Source organism: Polynucleobacter paludilacus, from assembly GCF_018687595.1.
Classification (GTDB): domain Bacteria; phylum Pseudomonadota; class Gammaproteobacteria; order Burkholderiales; family Burkholderiaceae; genus Polynucleobacter; species Polynucleobacter paludilacus.
The window spans coordinates 676,379-693,020 of the sequence record NZ_CP061298.1; the positions used below are offsets into that span (position 1 = coordinate 676,379).

At 46.4% G+C, this 16,642-nt stretch carries 14 protein-coding genes and 1 tRNA gene; 10 read left to right on the forward strand and 5 right to left on the reverse strand.

Going from position 1 to position 16,642, the window contains the following annotated elements; genetic code table 11:
* The first annotated feature begins 13 nt into the window (after positions 1-13).
* From AOC06_RS03640 to AOC06_RS03665, 6 genes are all read left to right on the forward strand, one after another.
* Positions 14-511: a hypothetical protein gene (locus AOC06_RS03640; RefSeq protein ID WP_215381296.1), complete on the forward strand. Its 498-nt coding sequence runs from the start codon at positions 14-16 to the stop codon at positions 509-511.
* A gap of 83 nt (positions 512-594) precedes the next feature.
* A complete protein-coding gene (locus tag AOC06_RS03645; RefSeq protein ID WP_215381298.1) occupies positions 595-1,413 on the forward strand; it encodes a peptidylprolyl isomerase in 819 nt (272 codons plus the stop codon).
* A 38-nt stretch (positions 1,414-1,451) separates the two neighbouring features.
* Complete coding sequence (locus AOC06_RS03650; RefSeq protein ID WP_215381301.1) at positions 1,452-1,811, forward strand: DUF1622 domain-containing protein; 360 nt, start codon at positions 1,452-1,454, stop codon at positions 1,809-1,811.
* Between the two features lie 412 nt (positions 1,812-2,223).
* Positions 2,224-3,060 carry a hypothetical protein gene (locus AOC06_RS03655; RefSeq protein ID WP_215381303.1) on the forward strand — a complete coding sequence of 279 codons (837 nt, stop codon included), beginning with the start codon at positions 2,224-2,226 and terminating at the stop codon, positions 3,058-3,060.
* 167 nt (positions 3,061-3,227) lie between these two features.
* The gene (locus tag AOC06_RS03660; RefSeq protein ID WP_215381305.1) at positions 3,228-3,671 is read left to right on the forward strand and encodes a hypothetical protein; all 444 of its coding nucleotides are present in this window, start codon (positions 3,228-3,230) and stop codon (positions 3,669-3,671) included.
* 74 nt (positions 3,672-3,745) lie between these two features.
* A complete protein-coding gene (locus AOC06_RS03665; protein ID WP_215381307.1) occupies positions 3,746-4,261 on the forward strand; it encodes a hypothetical protein in 516 nt (171 codons plus the stop codon).
* A gap of 92 nt (positions 4,262-4,353) precedes the next feature.
* On the opposite strand, the gene AOC06_RS03670 is transcribed toward AOC06_RS03665, so the two are convergent.
* Complete coding sequence (locus AOC06_RS03670; protein WP_215381308.1) at positions 4,354-5,337, reverse strand: tyrosine-type recombinase/integrase; 984 nt, start codon at positions 5,335-5,337, stop codon at positions 4,354-4,356.
* 171 nt (positions 5,338-5,508) lie between these two features.
* Positions 5,509-5,595: transfer RNA gene (locus tag AOC06_RS03675), tRNA-Leu, on the reverse strand.
* A gap of 154 nt (positions 5,596-5,749) precedes the next feature.
* Between AOC06_RS03675 and rnr the strand changes: the two genes are divergently transcribed.
* Together rnr and rlmB are read left to right on the forward strand one after the other, a co-directional pair.
* Complete coding sequence (gene rnr / locus AOC06_RS03680; protein WP_215381310.1) at positions 5,750-8,140, forward strand: ribonuclease R; 2,391 nt, start codon at positions 5,750-5,752, stop codon at positions 8,138-8,140.
* Positions 8,141-8,151: 11 nt separating this feature from the next.
* Positions 8,152-8,898, forward strand: coding sequence for a 23S rRNA (guanosine(2251)-2'-O)-methyltransferase RlmB (gene rlmB, locus AOC06_RS03685; RefSeq protein WP_215381312.1), 747 nt, complete (start codon positions 8,152-8,154; stop codon positions 8,896-8,898).
* Here the strand turns inward: rlmB and tal are convergent.
* A complete protein-coding gene (gene tal, locus AOC06_RS03690) occupies positions 8,887-9,828 on the reverse strand; it encodes a transaldolase (protein ID WP_215381314.1) in 942 nt (313 codons plus the stop codon). The two genes, rlmB and tal, sit on opposite strands and share 12 nt — an antisense overlap.
* A gap of 122 nt (positions 9,829-9,950) precedes the next feature.
* Here tal and rpiA point away from each other — a divergent pair, with 122 nt between their 5' ends.
* Positions 9,951-10,661 (forward strand): ribose-5-phosphate isomerase RpiA, encoded by a 711-nt coding sequence (gene rpiA / locus AOC06_RS03695; RefSeq protein ID WP_215381315.1) that lies wholly within the window; start codon positions 9,951-9,953, stop codon positions 10,659-10,661.
* Positions 10,662-10,896: 235 nt separating this feature from the next.
* On the opposite strand, the gene AOC06_RS03700 is transcribed toward rpiA, so the two are convergent.
* On the reverse strand, positions 10,897-11,169 hold the full coding sequence (locus AOC06_RS03700; RefSeq protein ID WP_215381317.1) for an oxidative damage protection protein: 273 nt from the start codon (positions 11,167-11,169) through the stop codon (positions 10,897-10,899).
* 12 nt (positions 11,170-11,181) lie between these two features.
* Positions 11,182-12,546, reverse strand: coding sequence for an amino-acid N-acetyltransferase (gene argA / locus AOC06_RS03705; protein WP_215381320.1), 1,365 nt, complete (start codon positions 12,544-12,546; stop codon positions 11,182-11,184).
* 77 nt (positions 12,547-12,623) lie between these two features.
* Between argA and hrpA the strand changes: the two genes are divergently transcribed.
* Positions 12,624-16,571 (forward strand): ATP-dependent RNA helicase HrpA, encoded by a 3,948-nt coding sequence (gene hrpA / locus AOC06_RS03710; RefSeq protein ID WP_215381322.1) that lies wholly within the window; start codon positions 12,624-12,626, stop codon positions 16,569-16,571.
* Positions 16,572-16,642 lie beyond the last annotated feature (71 nt).

The window sequence follows — 16,642 nt, forward strand, 5'->3', positions numbered from 1 at the left end:
CACCCAATACCTTATGCATCTCTATTCTGAAAACCTCGCCATTGAAATCGCGGACTATTACCGTAACCTGAGTTTAGGTCATGGCGTCATTCCCAAGGTATTTACATTAGTAAACGGCGAGGGTGATCAATACCTCTTTTTCATTGATGATCTGCGGATGGAAAAGCAGGAAGAGACCCAATTCTTATCCTATATTGTTCAGGCGCATGATGCAGTCTCTTATGCACGCGGTACATTAATTATTCTAGATAAAAAACAAGAGCTGATTGAGTTTGCTGTGATCGACCGAGATAGCCCAGAAGCAATTGTCTGTTCAGCAGAACTCACCCGCGATATGGACGAAAAGCCCATTGGCCTGACTGAGTTTGAGAAAACTCTGGCGCCTAAAGAGAGCATTGTTTTCAATGGGCTCTTTGATCCCCTCAAACTGCCCGATCAGACAATTGAAGACTTTGAAAGCCTTTGGGGTGAGATGCAGTCCAAGATCTTGCACCGCTCAATGGCAATTTAAGAGCATCCATTTTGCTCTTGTATCATGGGGTCATTAATAGACTCAAACCACAAACCGAATCCAAACACCGAAACGACAGCCCAATGAAACATATCAATACAATCCTGCTCCTTATTCTTTTGAGCTTTGCTGCGAACTTTGCAAATGCACAAACTGGCAGCAATACTGTTCTGGTGGTTGTGAATGGTGCCAAAATTACCTCAGGTCAGCTCAATGACTGGGTCAACGTGGCCGTTTCTGAAGGGGCAAAAGATAGTCCTGAACTGCGCCAATCGATTATGAACGATTTGATCTTGCGTGAGGCTGTTTCACAGGACGCTAAAAAAACTGGTCTACTCACTTCTGGGAACAATGCCTTCAAGCTTAAGCTAGCTGAACAAAACGCTGTCTTAGAGCTCTGGTTTGCACAATACTTCAAAGCACATCCTCTATCAGAGGCTGATGTCAAAGCAGACTATGACAAACAAGTGGCCTTAAGCAAAGAGCCGCAGAACGCCAAAGAATACAAACTCTCTCAGATCGTAGTCAGTAGCGAGTCAGAGGCGAATCAGATTATTGCTCAGCTTAATAAAGGCACTTCCTTTGCCACTTTGGCTCAAGAAAAGTCCTTAGATAAAAATTCAGGATCACGAGGCGGGGTAATGGGCTGGGTGTTGCCAAGCCAGCTAGTGCCGCCCATTAATGATGTCGTACTCAATATGACTAAGGGTCAGTTCACACTCAAGCCGATTCAAACCAGCAATGGTTGGCATATTGTGATGGTCGATGATGTGAAGCCATTTGTTCTGCCGAGCTTTGATGAGTCTAAAGCCGGCATTGCTCAAGCCTTGGTGCAACAAAGACGTCAAGAGGCAGTGGGTGCGCTGATGAAAACCATTAAAATTAGCCAACCCGGCAAGTAACTCTATAAGACAAGGCGAGATAAGGCGGGGCAAGAACTATGTTGGAGACTACCTTAGGTTTAGCGCAAATTATTCGCTATGTCAGCGATGTGATGGATGCTTTAGGTGTTGCCGTTGTTTCCCTGGGTGTTCTATGGGGCTTATTGGGCTTCATTAGAAACATCGCTCAACGACCCACCGATGATTCCTATAAAGCCTTCCGGGAACAGATCATTCGTGCCTTATTGCTTGGCTTAGAAATTCTGGTAGCCAGCGATATTATTCGTACCGTTGCGATTAACCCGACCTTGATGAGCGTTGCCATCCTGGGCGCCATTATTACTCTGCGGTGTTTCTTGAGCTGGTCTCTGACTCTCGAAATGACTGGCAGGTGGCCCTGGCAGACTACTGATAAATAGAAGTTTGGTGCCCAGAAAGGGACTTCTTACACCTGATTTTATATGGCTTGTAGGGTAGAGTGTGCGATTATTGTGTCGCGCAAAATAGTGATTTGATATAAAACAGAATCATTTAGGCTTTTTTAAGAATATTAAGCCTACGCTTACTTTTCTTCAAATCTGTAGTTTGATGCTTTAGCTCGATTGCAATGTATTAAAACTAAGTTCCCCGAGGTTGACTCTACTACTAACTGTGTGGAAAAACAGTTTTTAAAGCTCTTATCTACTTATTCTCCAGAGTGACTCCTTGACTCAAAGCGTCTAATTAGCCTTTAGACTCTAATTTTCAACTAATTAAGCTATTTAATTAAATATTAGCCATTTTGATGTAAATTATATATAACTTTCATAGACAATATTAAGGAGAGCAGAGATGAAATTAACCAAAATCGCAGTGGTGGCAATGGGCTTGTTATCAAGTGCTGCATTTGCACAATCATCCGCAGTAAATTTAAAGACACAAACTGGAAATGAGATTGGGGCAACCTTATCCTCTTACTCTTACAGCGAGCCAAGTTTGAGCGTCTCTATGAAAGCCACCAATTGGGGTATTGACTACACTGGCACTTATGCTTTTGGAAATGACTGGTTCGTTCTTGGTAATGCTAACTACAACAATGGACCCGTAACCTACAGTGGTACTGGCACCCAAAGCGGTATTCCGCAGTATTACTACGACTTTAAGGGTGTCGTTGGTTACGATTTTGCATTCGATGGATATAACCTATCCCCATACGCTGGATTTGGTTATCGTTTCTTGAGTCAGCAATGGGGCGGCACATCAACCTCCACTGGTGCATTGGGGTATGACAGACAGAGCACTTACAACTATTTGCCCATTGGCTTAATTCACAGATTTGCAGTGAATAATAATCAGGCGAAGATTGAAACTACGCTTGAATATGACTACCTTTTATCAGGAAATCAATACAGTGGCCTCGCCTCGCTAAATGGGACGCATAGTGGCACTACTTACTCCGGCATTCCGAACGTTAATAATTCTCAAAACTCAGGATATGGATTAAATCTTACCGTCATGTACAAAGAGGAGAGCTGGGGCGTTGGACCATACTTCAAGTATTGGAATATTCAGCAATCTAATACTAATTACGCCACAATCACGAAGAATGGCTCAGCCGTTAATTACTACGAATACGAGCCAGCAAACAATACCAAAGAATATGGTATCAAAGCAATTTATCGCTTTTAATCAGTCGATTAAGATACAAACCACCTTCGGGTGGTTTTTTATTACTCCTAGTCAGATTTGTTCTTGTAGTTGATATTTATAGTGGTTATTTTTTGTTTTGCTTACACGATTTGGAATAATGACAAGAGAAGGGCTATTGCTTTAATATGAAGGTGAAGAATATTCTATTGAGTGCTTTTTCGTTAGTGCTGTGTGCAAATATAAGTGCACAAACTTCTAAAGAAGAGTCCAATAATCCTGAGAAAGAAACCCAAGCAAAAGGCTCAGGCAATGTCACTCTGGTCTTCCAGCGCGAATCAAGCATCGTCCTTAAGGATGCAAAGATATTTGTTGATGGCACTCAGTATTGCGCCTTAGGAAGTGGCGATGAATGCACCGTTAAAACAAGTGCTGGAAGACACATCCTTAAAGTTGATGCAAGTATGACCACTGGAGAATTTTCCAAACCCTTTACCTTCGAAGACTCTAAAACTTACACATTTATCATTACTCGAAAAATGTCTTACACGGTGGGTGCAGTCTTTGGAATGCTCGGAACCATAGTTAATAAAGCAGCCAATCAAGACGAGAATGGAAGTGATGATGGAACCTTCACCATGGAATTAAAGTGAGACTGAAGATGAAACATCTACTAACCTTTTATTGGTTGGTAGTTTCTCTTTTTATTCTTGGGGGCTGCTCTGCAATGGTTGGCTCTAAGAATAAGGATTTTGTCCCCGGTCGCAGCGGTGCCACTGATCAGAAATCTACTTTGGTTATTTGTAGGCCACCTAATTTAAATCAGGTTTTTAATAGCGCCGGCATTACGATTAACAGTAGTCCAGTCACTGAGATTGGCTCAGGAGAGGCCTACTCGATAGATTTTATTAGACCAACTTATTTTTTAGTAACAATTTCTTTGCCAGTAACGGATGTAATTAAAAATTTATGGGAAAAGCAAAAAGAATTTAATCTAAGGCTGAATCCTAGCGTACCAACTCACTATGTAATTTTGTATGTAAGTAATGGTGATATTGATGCATCCCCCAATATGGCTGGCAATCCAGCAAAAGAAACTGTTTGGACAGTCACTACACATTGGTCAGCTAAAGAGGTTGATGCTATCACCTTCAGTAATAGCTGCCAAAAGACAAGGATGAATTATCTTGTCGTAAAGACATTGCCTCTTATCAACGATGTAGGCGAATCAAGCCGTAAATAATAGGTAGGACCTAAATATTTTTTATCGTGCTAGCCAATACTTTTTGGCTCCGTTTTGCACATTTCCGTCTTAATGACCCAGAAAACGGGCTGTTAATTCAATCGCTCGGCAATCTCTTGAGCTGTATCGCGGTAATAAACCTGAAGCTGATTGATATTTTTATGACCAATGATCTTGGCTAAAGAAAGAATGTCGACTTGTTTGGCTAGTTTTGTGCAAGCATTGGCTCTGGAATCATGAAAGTGCAGATCAGTAATGCCAGTCTTATTCATAGCTTTTCTAAACAAAGCATCTCTTTGTTTGTTGGTGATATCAAAACAAGTCTCAGTATCCTTGCTTAGCAGCTCCAAGATCCTTATGGCCTCTAATGTCAATGGTACTTCGCGCTTAGCTGATGCGGTCTTGCCTTCTCTTACGGCTGCGGTTCTGCCCTTAATGTCATCCCATCTCAAACCAAGAATTTCGCCAGCTCTCATGCCGGTTTCCATAGCAAAGAGCATGGCATAACCCACTCTGGAGGAGATCGTAGTAGGGGGTTTATCAGCTCCCAAAATATAAGTTAAGGATTCAATTTCTTTACTACTAAATAGGCGATCTCTGGACGGGCCATCTTTAGGACGTTTAAGATCTTTTAAAGGGTTCACTGTAAGCCATTGCCACTCCTTTATAGCCACGTTGATAGCGGATGATAGAAGAATCCATTCTCTTCTAACAGTGCCCTCTGAGACTGTTTTTAGCCTACTGTTGCGCCACTTACCAAAGTCATTGGCTGATAGGTCTCCTAACTTACTAGAATATAGGGGCTGCTCTTTAAAGCGCCGAATTAAATTGCGCTCCCAGATTACACCTTTATGTTTAGGAGACTCTTCTTCCGCGTATCGCTCCAGTAGTTTTCCAAAGGTGACAGATTTCACCTGCCCACGTTTACCAGATTCAATCTCATTCTCAACCATGGCTGCCCATGCTTGTGCTTCTGTTTTAGTGGGGAATACTTCGCTTGGTCTATGAGCTTTACCATCTACCCGCTTATTGATAATAGCCCGCCATTTATTTCCGAACCTTTTAATGCTTGCCATGATTGGCCTCTTAAATGTGTGTCACATGTGTGTCGGATGTGTGTCATGGTAGCGAGTAAATAAGAATAAAACAAGATAAATAAAGGGTTTGTGGGAATATTAAAAAACCCCGTGAAGTCTGGCTTGGAGGCCTATTCTACGGGGTTTAGAGGGTTAAAACGGGGGAAAGTTTGGTGCCCAGAAAGGGACTCGAACCCCCACAATCTTTCGATCGCCAGCACCTGAAGCTGGTGCGTCTACCAATTTCGCCATCTGGGCGTTCCTCTATTATAGGGGAAGCTTACTATCAGGTGTTTTGAGCTCCTTTTAGGCTTTTCCAAATAGGACACGCTGATTTGATACAGTTGGTCTAGTAAATAACAAAAATGGCTTTAAATCAGCTGTATTCGGCAAGTAATGCCAAAGGAAATCAATGCGTAAAGCAGATCATGTGGTACCTCGCGATGAGAATCGTTTAGGTACCGTTCAAGGCCACAGAGATGGTTTTGGTTTTGTAATCCCCGATGATGGCGGTGAGGATATCTTCCTCTCTGAAAAAGAGATGTCCCGCGTTATGCACGGTGACCGGGTCAATGTCAAAGTATTGGGCACCGATCGCAGAGGTCGACCAGAAGGTCAAATTGTTGAAGTCGTAGTGCATGCCAATAAGCTCGTCATTGGTCGTCTATTGAATGAAAACGGAGTGCTCATTGTTGCCCCGGAAGATAAGCGAATTGGCCATGACATTCTGATACCGCCGAAGGGTCAGGGTATTGCCAAACTCGGTCAGGTTGTTAGTGTTGAAATCATCGACTATCCAGATAGCTATCGCCAAGCGGTAGGGAGGGTGGTTGAGGTATTGGGTGAGATTGACGACCCTGGTATGGAAATTGAGATCGCCGTCCGCAAGTATGGCGTTCCTCATGAATTCTCTGCTGCGGCCATGAAAGAAGCAGCAGCATTGCCCGATACGGTTCAGCAAGCTGACCTAGAGGGTCGAGTCGATCTGCGTGACGTACCCTTAGTCACGATTGACGGTGCCGATGCCCGTGACTTTGACGATGCGGTCTATGCCGAGCCAGTGATGTACGGCAAGAGCAAGGCCTGGCGACTGATTGTGGCAATTGCAGACGTATCGCACTACGTTAAACCTGGCCACCCATTGGATGATGATGGGCTGCTACGAGCAACCTCGGTGTATTTTCCAAGACGCGTCATTCCGATGTTGCCAGAGAAGATCTCTAACGGTCTTTGCTCTCTAAATCCCGGCGTAGACCGACTCTGTATGGTCTGTGATTCCGTAGTGGATAACAACGGCATCGTATTGGCTTACCAGTTCTACCCAGCAGTGATGCATTCTGCGCAACGCTTTACCTATGACATCGTTTGGGAGGTTCTCTCAAACAGCAAAGGCCCAGAGGCAGCGCGTTTTGCTGAGTTCCGTCCTTTGCTCATGAATTTGTATTCTCTATATAAGATCTTGTTATCCGCTAGAGAAAAGCGTGGCGCGATTGAATTTGAGACTACCGAAACCCAGATCATTAGCAATGAGCTCGGCAAGATTATGCGCATTGAGCCCCGCACGCGGAACGATGCCCATCGCTTGATCGAAGAATGTATGTTGACGGCTAACGTCTGTGCTGCCGACTTTATCGAGAAGAATAAGCACCTTGGTCTATATCGGGTGCATGGTGAGCCATCTGAAGAGAAGCTCGTGACCTTGCGCCAAGTTCTCCGTACTTCAGGCCTATCATTGGGTGGCGGTGAAAAACCCAAGCCACGCGACTTTGCGAAGTTAATTAAAGAAGTTAAAGAGCGTCCTGATGCCAATATGTTGCAATCAGTGGTTTTGCGCTCGATGCAGCAGGCGATGTATCAACCCGATAACGAGGGCCACTTTGGCCTAGCTTATCCTGCGTATTCTCATTTCACGAGCCCGATTCGTCGTTACCCCGATCTATTAACCCATCGGGTGATCAAAGCGATTCTACAAAAGAAGCCCTACGTTCCAGTCCTACCGCCTAAAGTGCCTTTGAACTTGACCTTGCCCCGCAAAGGGAAGGCACGTCAGAATGCGGTAGATGCTAAAAAATCCCATACGGATGCAAAGACCGCAGCTGAGAAGGGTACCAAGTTACCCAAAGGCGCTAATGCGGCATTGCCGATTTGGGGTCAGCTGGGTGTGCACTGCTCATCGAATGAGCGCCGAGCTGATGAGGCATCCCGAGACGTAGAAGCATGGCTCAAGTGCTATTACATGCGCGATCACCTAGGTCAAGAATATGCTGGCACCGTTACTAGTGTGGCTAGCTTTGGTTTATTTATTCAGCTGGAGAATCTCTTTGTTGAGGGCATGGTCCACGTCACAGAATTGGGTGGGGATTATTTCCAATACGATGAGGCGCGCCAAGAATTGCGTGGTGAAAGAACCGGCATTCGTTATCGTTTAGGCGACAGAATGCATGTGTTAGTCAGCCGTGTAGATTTAGACGCCCGCAAAATTGAATTTAGCCTTATGAAGACGGTTGGCGCTGAGCCGGGTAACAATTTCAATCGACGCTCGATGGTCTTAGCAACTGAAACAGGCAGACCAAATAAAAAAGCCGCCTCAAAGAAATCACGGCCTCAGAGTAAAACACCCCAAAAACCGAGTGGCATTAACACCAATGCAGCTAAAACTGCTGGCAACCTAGGCGCCTCTCAATCCAAAGGGAAGTCGAACCGTAAGAATGGTAAAGCCAAGCCAGCCGGCACTGGACGGATACCCGGTAAAGCTGCCGGTAGCAAACCCCCAGTGCGCAATACCAAAGCGCGACGTAAATAAGTAGAGTCAATATGAAACAAATCTTAGTAGGATTTCATGCGGTGCAAGCTCGCTTGAGAGTGGACCCTGACAGCTTGAAGTCGGTTTATTTTGATCCCAGTCGGCGTGATCGTCGTATGGGAGATTTTCTGAAACAAGCCGAAGAGATCTTAGGTGAGCGTCTGCATGCTGCAGATGCAGAGCGTTTACATAAGCTGACAGGACACGATCGCCACCAAGGTGTCGTGGCTTTGGCAGAAAAGATGACAGTGGCTCGGACAATTACCGAAGTTGTTGAGGATGTCGAGGCGCAACAAGAGAAAGCACTCTTCTTAGTATTGGATGGCGTGACTGATCCCCATAACTTCGGCGCTTGCTTGCGTGTCGCTGATGGCGCTGGCGTTGATGCCGTGGTGATTCCAAAAGATCGGTCGGCCTCAATTAATGCCACGGTCAGCAAAGTCTCTAGCGGCGCATCAGAAGTAATGCCTGTCATTACTGTTACCAATCTGGTACGCAGTATGAAAGAGATGCAAGAAGCCGGTGTTTGGTTGATTGGTACGGACGATGAATCTGAAAAATCTATCTACGACATTGACCTAACAGGCCCCATTGGGATTGTGATGGGCGCTGAAGGTGAGGGCATGCGCCGACTCACTAAGGAAACCTGTGATGAGTTAGTGAGAATTCCGATGCAAGGCGTTGTAGAAAGCCTCAACGTTTCGGTAGCGAGTGGAGTTTGTCTATACGAGGCCCTGAGGCAGCGCTTAGCTCAGTAAGTTCTCTAGCTTTTCAGTATCAATACAGAAGTTCCGAATACCCTCAGCTAACTTCTCAGTAGCCATCGCATCATTATTGAGTTGCAGTCTAAAGCTAGACTCATCTAGCTTTAATTTGACTATCTCGCTTGAGGTATCACTTGAGCTAATCAATTTGCGCATAACCAGTTGCTCGCTATTTTGCAGTTCTGCCAAGAGCTCAGGGCTGATTGTGAGTAGATCGCAACCCGCTAATTCTAAAATCTGACTGGTATTGCGAAAACTCGCACCCATGATTTCAGTTTGAATGCCGAAGTGTTTGTAGTATTGATAGATCCGCTTCACAGATAGCACGCCAGGGTCATGAGCGCCGGTATGACTCTCATTCCACTCGCTCGCTAATTTCACTTTGAACCAATCGGTGATGCGACCCACAAATGGGGAGATCAATTGCACATTGGCGGAGCCACATGCGGCAGCCTGCACCAAAGAGAAGAGCAAAGTCATATTGCAATGAATGCCTTCAGCTTCTAAAGCCTTTGCTGCCTGTATACCTTCCCAAGTTCCTGCTAATTTAATCAGTACGCGATCACGCAGGATGCCATGGGATTCATAGAGGTTGATGAGATGTTTGGCTTTAGCAATCGTTGCAGCTGTATCAAAAGAGAGGCGTGCATCGACTTCAGTAGAGACTCGCCCAGGAACAATCTTCAGAATTTCCAGACCAAAGGCGACCAAAATATAGTCAACTAAGTCAGCAGGTTTCATACCAGGATGAGCGGCTTTAACCTGGTCGACCAATGCCTGATAATTGCTTTGTTGGGCAGCCTTCAGAATCAAAGAAGGATTCGTGGTCGCATCTTGTGGCATAAATTGCCGCATGCGCTCAAAATCCCCGGTATCGGCGACGACGGTCGTAAATGCTTTGAGTTGTTCTAAGGCGGATGGCATATTGGCGACTTCTTGTATGGTTTATTGGACTGCTTTATCGATATCATATGATATTAATAATGCATTCCTATGCAATCAGGTAGCCTAACCCAGCAATCACATTACTAAGGACCCTCAGAGTCATGACTCAAGATCAATTAAAGCAGTTAGTCGGCGAAGCTGCTCGTGATGAGGTTCTGAAGCTTCCTGCAGGGCAAATTCTGGGTGTGGGTACCGGTTCAACGGTGAACTACTTTATCGACGCTATCGCACCCCACAAAAGCCATTTCGCTGGTACGGTATCGAGTTCGAATGCCAGTACCGAGCGCCTCTTAAAGCATGGCTTCACGGTGCTGGATCCCAATGACGTCGTCCAATTACCGGTCTATGTAGATGGTGCTGACGAGATTGACCCTCAGGGCAATATGATCAAAGGCGGGGGCGGTGCTTTAACTAGAGAAAAGATCATTGCCTCAATGGCCAATCAGTTTCTGTGTATTTGCGACTCCTCAAAACAAGTTCCGGTATTGGGTCACTTTCCGCTCCCCATTGAAGTGATGCCCATGGCCTGCGCCATCGTGACCCGCGAGATGGAAAAGCTGGGTGGCAAGGTAGCGCTGAGATTGCAAAAGAGTGTTCGTGCAGATTTAAACCAAACCCCCAGCCAAGCATTCGTGACTGATAACGGTGGCTGGATTTTGGAAGTTACGGGGCTGAGCATTACCGATCCTGCAGCACTTGAGGCGCAGATTAATCAAATTGCTGGTGTGCTGACTGTTGGCATCTTTGCTAAAGAAAAAGCCGATGTCCTATTGGTTAGTAATGCCACTGGAATCAAGCGCATCGTTCTTTGAGTTTTTCCAACTCAGAAAAATAAAACCCGACGGGGTATGCCCATCGGGTTTAATTGCCACGTTCAATGTGACAGGAGCAAAAGAGAGTTTGATGTCTCTGATGCCCAATAAGCATAGAGATATGCTTACGTTAGCAGTCTAAATACATTTAGACCAATGTGAGCTACACACCTACTGTAACACCACACCTTCATCCTATGCCTCTAATAATTCTTCGTCAAGCCTAATTTGGAATTTATTCAGATGGTGGAATGAAACCCTGCGCTGCATCAGCGCCGCCTTCATAAAAGTACTTTTCTACCTGCTTGAGCAAGTATTGACGAGCTCGAGGGTCAGCCATATTGAGGCGGTTTTCGTTAATGAGCATGGTTTGATGCTTTAACCAAGCTGCCCAGGCCTCTTTAGAGACTTCATTCCAGAGCTTTTTGCCCAATTCACCAGGAAGTGGAGCGAAATCCATACCCTCAGCTTCTTTATTGAGTTTGATGCATTGAACCATGCGTGCCATGAAATACCTTTCTTATAAATCTTTAGTGAGAACCATGGACTTGCGATCCCAGTTATAAATCTGCTTTCTTTCTTCCGGCAGATCATCGACTGTGGCGCGTTTGAAGCCACGCTTGAGGAACCAGTGTTCCGTTCTCGTTGTGAGAACAAACAGTTTCTTAATATTTTCCTGCTTCGCTCGCATCTCAATGCGTTTGAGGAGGCGCTCACCGTCACCGGAGCCTTGTACATCTGGATCGACTGCGAGGCAGGCTAATTCACCTACGCCATTAGGGAAGGGGAAGAGGGCTGCGCAACCAAATAGCACGCGGTCATGTTCAATAACCGAGAAGCGCTGAATATCCCGCTCAATCACGTCTTGGCCGCGCGCTGCCAAGATGCCTTCCTCTTCTAATGGCATGGTCAGCTGCAAAATACCGCCTACATCATCTTGATTGGCTTCTCTGAGGTTCTCAATATCGGAAGAGGCAAGCATCATGCCAATACCGTCGTGCGTAAAGAGCTCTTCCAGGAGCGCGCCATCTTGATTGCAAGGTAAAAAGTGCACACGGCTAACACCGGAGCGTACCGCTCTACCGGAGATATTGAGTAGACCCCTGAGACCGATCTCGAGTTCTTTATGGGCAGACATGTAATCTTGTAGCTGAGGCAAAGAAAGCTCAGTGATCAGCTCACCATCAGCATCTCTTAAGCCGCTATAAGGGCTCAAGAATATCAGCTTGTCTGCTTTAAGTGCTGCAGCAGTAGAAGCCGCTACATCTTCATAAGCCAAATTAAATGCTTGACCTGTTGGCGAGAAGCCTAAAGGTGAGAGCAGCACAATCTTATTGCTATCGAGCGAGAGCGTAATTGAGGTGGAGTCAACCTTACGCACTAAGCCAGTATGAATGTAGTCAACCCCATCCACCACACCAACGGGCATCGCTGTAATAAAGTTCCCTGAGATAACGGAGATCCGTGAACCCGCCATTGGGGTATTGGGTAAGCCGCGACTGAATGCCGCTTCAATATCGAGTCGCAATTCACCAGCAGCTTCTTTAACGCACTCGAGTGCAGCTGCATCAGTAATACGGTAAGTATTTAATGCACTGGTACCAAACTTGCTCTTGATCTTTCTGAGTTTGAGCTGTTCTTCAATCTGAGGACGGATACCGTGAACAAGCACAATCCGCATGCCCATTGCGTGGAGCATGGCAATATCTTCAATAATGTTCTCAAGCCCGATTTCTTTGACGAGTTCGCCAGCAAAGGCGATGACAAAGGTCTTTTCACGGAAGCTATGAATGTAGGGTGCAACGTCACGCAGCCAGCCCACGAAGGGAAAGTTTGAGGTCGATTCTTCGCCGCTGGGGGCGAGGTTTGGTGCATTTGTGCTCATAGTGAGAAAATTATAGGGTGCAAGAGCCTAAAAACAAACAAAAACTCCCAGAAAGACCTAAAGTCGAGCCCATTGCTATGCCTGCGCCCAACACTGGCAAGCGCATGGAGATCAGCTTTCCGGAACAATTACCAGTCTCCGCCCAGCGCCAAGTCATTGCTGAGGCACTGTTAGCCCATCAGGTCGTGATTGTCTGCGGTGAGACAGGTTCGGGCAAAACCACTCAGTTACCCAAAATTTGCCTTGATATTGGTCGAGGCAGCATGAATGGTGGCAAATTGATTGGTCACACGCAACCAAGACGGATTGCAGCAACTGCGACTGCCAAGCGCATTGCTCAAGAGCTAGGAACGCCAATCGGAGTAGATGTAGGCTATCAAGTGCGGTTTGCCGATAAAACCAGTCCAGGGGCATCGATCAAGTTGATGACTGATGGCATCTTGCTCGCAGAAACTCAGCGCGATCCACAACTGCGCGCTTATGACACCCTCATCATTGACGAAGCCCACGAGCGCAGTCTGAATATTGATTTTCTCTTGGGCTATCTCAGGCAGTTATTGCCCAAGCGACCCGATCTCAAATTGATCATCACTTCAGCGACTATTGATGCCAATCGATTTGCTGAGCATTTTGCTCTAGGCGGCAAACCGGCTCCCGTGATCGAGGTTAGCGGCAGACTCTTTCCGGTAGAGCAACGCTATGCGCCTTTAGAGGTTAATGAAGGTAAAAAAGAGTCCAAAGAAGTTCTGGATATTCCTGATGCAGTAGCTCAAGCCATTAATCAAGTGTGGCGTGAGGGCGCTTCTGGTGCAGGCGATGTTTTAGTCTTTTTGCCCGGTGAGCGCGAGATTCGGGATTGCGCAGAAGTCTTGCGTAAGGATCATGTCCTGCAACAACGTTTTCATCCAGAGATTTTGAGTTTATTTGCCAGGCAGTCGGTAGCAGAGCAAGAGCGGGTCTTTAGTCCAGGTAATGGCAGGCGGATCATATTGACCACCAACGTCGCAGAAACCTCTTTAACGGTGCCCAATATTCGCTACGTGATTGATAGTGGCCTGGCCCGAGTCAAGCGCTACTCCTATCGAAATAAAGTAGAGCAACTCCAAGTGGAGCCCATCTCCCAAGCGGCAGCCAATCAACGAGCTGGTCGTTGCGGACGGGTATCGGATGGTATTTGTATTCGTCTCTATAGCGAGCAGGATTTTCAATCTCGTGACCGATTTACGGATCCTGAGATCCTGCGCAGTTCTTTAGCCGCAGTGCTGCTGCGCATGAGTGCCCTGAAGCTCGCGAAGATTAATGAGTTTCCCTTCTTAGATCGTCCCCTGGGCCGAGCAATTGCCGATGGTATTCAGCTTTTGGATGAGCTTGGTGCAATTGAGTATGAAGCCAATGAGGATGACCAAACCCGCTTCAAGCTCACTCCGATTGGTAAGCAGTTGGCGGACCTGCCTCTGGATCCGCGGATTGGCCGAATTCTGTTGGCAGCCAAAGACCAGCAGGCGCTGCGTGAAGTCACGATTATTGCTTCTGCACTGGCAACCCAAGATCCGCGAGAGCGGCCCCTTGAGCAAGCACAAGCTGCAGATCAAGCACACCTACAGTTTGCTGATGAGCGTTCGGAGTTTCTGAGTTTCATTAAATTGTGGGATTGGTATCAAGATGCGCTAACGCATAAACATAGCAATCGACAGTTGGAAAATTTGTGCCGCAGTAAATTTCTCTCACCACGGCGTTTACGAGAATGGCGCGACGTCTATGGGCAGCTTCATGTCATGTTAGGTGAAAAAGGCTGGAAAGAAAATACAAGCCCAGCAACGTATGAGCAAATCCATCTTGCCTTGCTCACTGGCCTATTGGGTTTTGTTGCCAAAAAAGAAGAAGATGAAAAATCTCAAGAGCGGGGTAGTAAAACCGGCGGCTATTTAGGGGCGCGAGGCATTCGGCCCTTCATTTGGCCAGGCTCAACGATCGGTAAAAAAGCAGGAGCATGGTTCTTAGCTGGCGAGATGCAAGAGACGACGCGGATGTATGCTCGTACGATCGCAAAGATAGAACCTCAGTGGATTGAAAAAGTCGCTGTGCATCGCTTAATCAAATCCTTGAGTGACCCCTTTTGGGATAACCGTCAGGGTGAGGTAATGGCCTTTGAGCGAGGCACTTTATATGGCCTACCAATCTATCATGGCCGTCGTGTCCGTTACGAGTCACATGACCCTGTGGCAGCGAGAGAGTTATTGATTCGTCAAGCTTTGGTTCAGGAGGAGCTCTTTGGGCGCATGGAAAGTGCCGCGCTAGAGCGAGAAATTCAGGCTGAGGCTAAGAGAAAATATCCCGATAGCTTTGGCTTCTTTTGGCATAACCACCAACTGATTAAAGAGATAGAGGCTTTAGAGCATCGCTCCCGACGCCCAGATGTATTAGTTGACGATGATTTGCTTTATGCCTTTTATGATTCGCGACTGCCTAAAACAGTACTCAATCGAGAAGGCATGAGGGCTTGGCTTAAAACCCCTGAAGCCGATAGTCAAATGCGTTTGGCTAAAGCAGACTTGATGCGCCATGAGGCAGCAGGCATTACCGTCGATCGCTATCCCAAAAAATGGCTAGTCGGTGGAAGCGAGCTCAGTCTGACCTATCATTTTGAGCCAGGTAGCCCTAAAGACGGCGTCACTTTAGTAGTGCCACTTACTTTACTCAATCAAGTTGATGGGCGTCGCTGCGAATGGCTAGTACCAGGGATGTGCGAAGAGAAAACCCAACTCTTGCTGAAGTCCTTGCCGCAAAAATTACGCCGTCATTTAGTTCCCTTACCAGCATATGCCCAATCCTTTCTGGAGCGTTGCCTTGACTTAGACCAATTTGGTGTCGGAGATTATGTAGAGCAGCTAATACGAGATATTCAGAAAGAGCGGGGCATTGAGATTGCACGGACCGATTTTCGTCCTGAGGCCTTGCCGCAACATTTGTTCATGAACTTCCGATTGATTGATGAGCATGGAAGGCAGTTAGAGCTCGATCGCAATCTTGTCAAGCTGCGCGCAGAGTTTGGTGGCATTGCGCGCGACGCATTTCAGGCCCTTGCTCAAGAGGGTGCTGTTACTGCCAAAGTAGAGACCTCCAAATCCGATTCAGAAAAACCCACGATCGAGATTAGTCAAGGCGGATACCGATCATGGGACTTTGGCGATCTTCCTGAAACGCTGGAGATCAAGAAGGGCAATAAACTGCTCTTTGGTTATCCGGCCCTAGTAGATCGAGGTGAGTCTTGTGATCTTGAAGTCTTTGATGATTTGCAAGAGGCGCAGAAAATCCACCATCAAGGTTTGCGCAGGCTATTCTCAATCGCCAATAAAGATACGCTTAAATCCTTACAGAAACAATTGCCAGGTCTTCGCGAACTAGGTTTGCTGTTTATCAATATTGGCTCCGTGGATGCACTGGTAGAACAAATTCTGAATGTAGCGATCGAGCGGGCCTTCATGAGTGAATCTTTGCCGACTAACGCCAAGCAATTTCAGGAGAGATTACAGGCTGGTAAACCAAGATTGGCTCTAATAGCCCAAGAGATTGCCAAGCATGCTTTAAATGCCTTACAGGCAAATCTGGATGTCCAGAAAAAAATAGCACAAGCAAAAGCATCATCAGCGAGTGCCTATGCTGATATTCATAATCAATTGCAGGGATTGATATTTCCCAAGTTTGTCTCTGACATTCCCTATGCGCAGTTGGTGCATTTACCGCGTTATCTCAAAGCGATTCAGATGCGGATTGATAAGTTGAGATCAAATCCGGCTCGTGATGCGCAGTGTCAAAAAGATTGGGAGTCTGTTGCAAGACCCTGGCAAAAACTCTTACAGGGCTCTAAAGGCTCGGCATTCTATGTCATGGCTGAACATCAAGGTCTGCAAGACTTTCGTTGGCAGTTAGAAGAGCTGAGGGTGGCTCTTTTTGCTCAAGAACTCAGGACACCCAGCCCCATGTCGCTCAAGCGACTCGAAAAGGTCCTGGCAAGCTTGAGGTAGTTGCTTACAATATAGGGATGCGCTTATCTTTGACGAATACGGTTCACAGTCTTGCACTTCCCTTATTTTTG

Excerpts from the sequence above, each read along its gene's own strand:
- argA (WP_215381320.1), bottom strand. The coding sequence starts at position 12,546 with ATGAGCACAAATGCACCAAACCTCGCCCCCAGCGGCGAAGAATCGACC.
- AOC06_RS03700 (WP_215381317.1), bottom strand. The coding sequence starts at position 11,169 with ATGGCACGCATGGTTCAATGCATCAAACTCAATAAAGAAGCTGAGGGT.
- rlmB (WP_215381312.1), top strand. The coding sequence starts at position 8,152 with ATGAAACAAATCTTAGTAGGATTTCATGCGGTGCAAGCTCGCTTGAGA.
- AOC06_RS03670 (WP_215381308.1), bottom strand. The coding sequence starts at position 5,337 with ATGGCAAGCATTAAAAGGTTCGGAAATAAATGGCGGGCTATTATCAAT.
- hrpA (WP_215381322.1), top strand. The coding sequence starts at position 12,624 with ATGCCTGCGCCCAACACTGGCAAGCGCATGGAGATCAGCTTTCCGGAA.
- AOC06_RS03655 (WP_215381303.1), top strand. The coding sequence starts at position 2,224 with ATGAAATTAACCAAAATCGCAGTGGTGGCAATGGGCTTGTTATCAAGT.
- rnr (WP_215381310.1), top strand. The coding sequence starts at position 5,750 with ATGCGTAAAGCAGATCATGTGGTACCTCGCGATGAGAATCGTTTAGGT.
- AOC06_RS03665 (WP_215381307.1), top strand. The coding sequence starts at position 3,746 with ATGGTTGGCTCTAAGAATAAGGATTTTGTCCCCGGTCGCAGCGGTGCC.
- AOC06_RS03645 (WP_215381298.1), top strand. The coding sequence starts at position 595 with ATGAAACATATCAATACAATCCTGCTCCTTATTCTTTTGAGCTTTGCT.
- AOC06_RS03650 (WP_215381301.1), top strand. The coding sequence starts at position 1,452 with ATGTTGGAGACTACCTTAGGTTTAGCGCAAATTATTCGCTATGTCAGC.
- tal (WP_215381314.1), bottom strand. The coding sequence starts at position 9,828 with ATGCCATCCGCCTTAGAACAACTCAAAGCATTTACGACCGTCGTCGCC.
- rpiA (WP_215381315.1), top strand. The coding sequence starts at position 9,951 with ATGACTCAAGATCAATTAAAGCAGTTAGTCGGCGAAGCTGCTCGTGAT.
- AOC06_RS03640 (WP_215381296.1), top strand. The coding sequence starts at position 14 with ATGCATCTCTATTCTGAAAACCTCGCCATTGAAATCGCGGACTATTAC.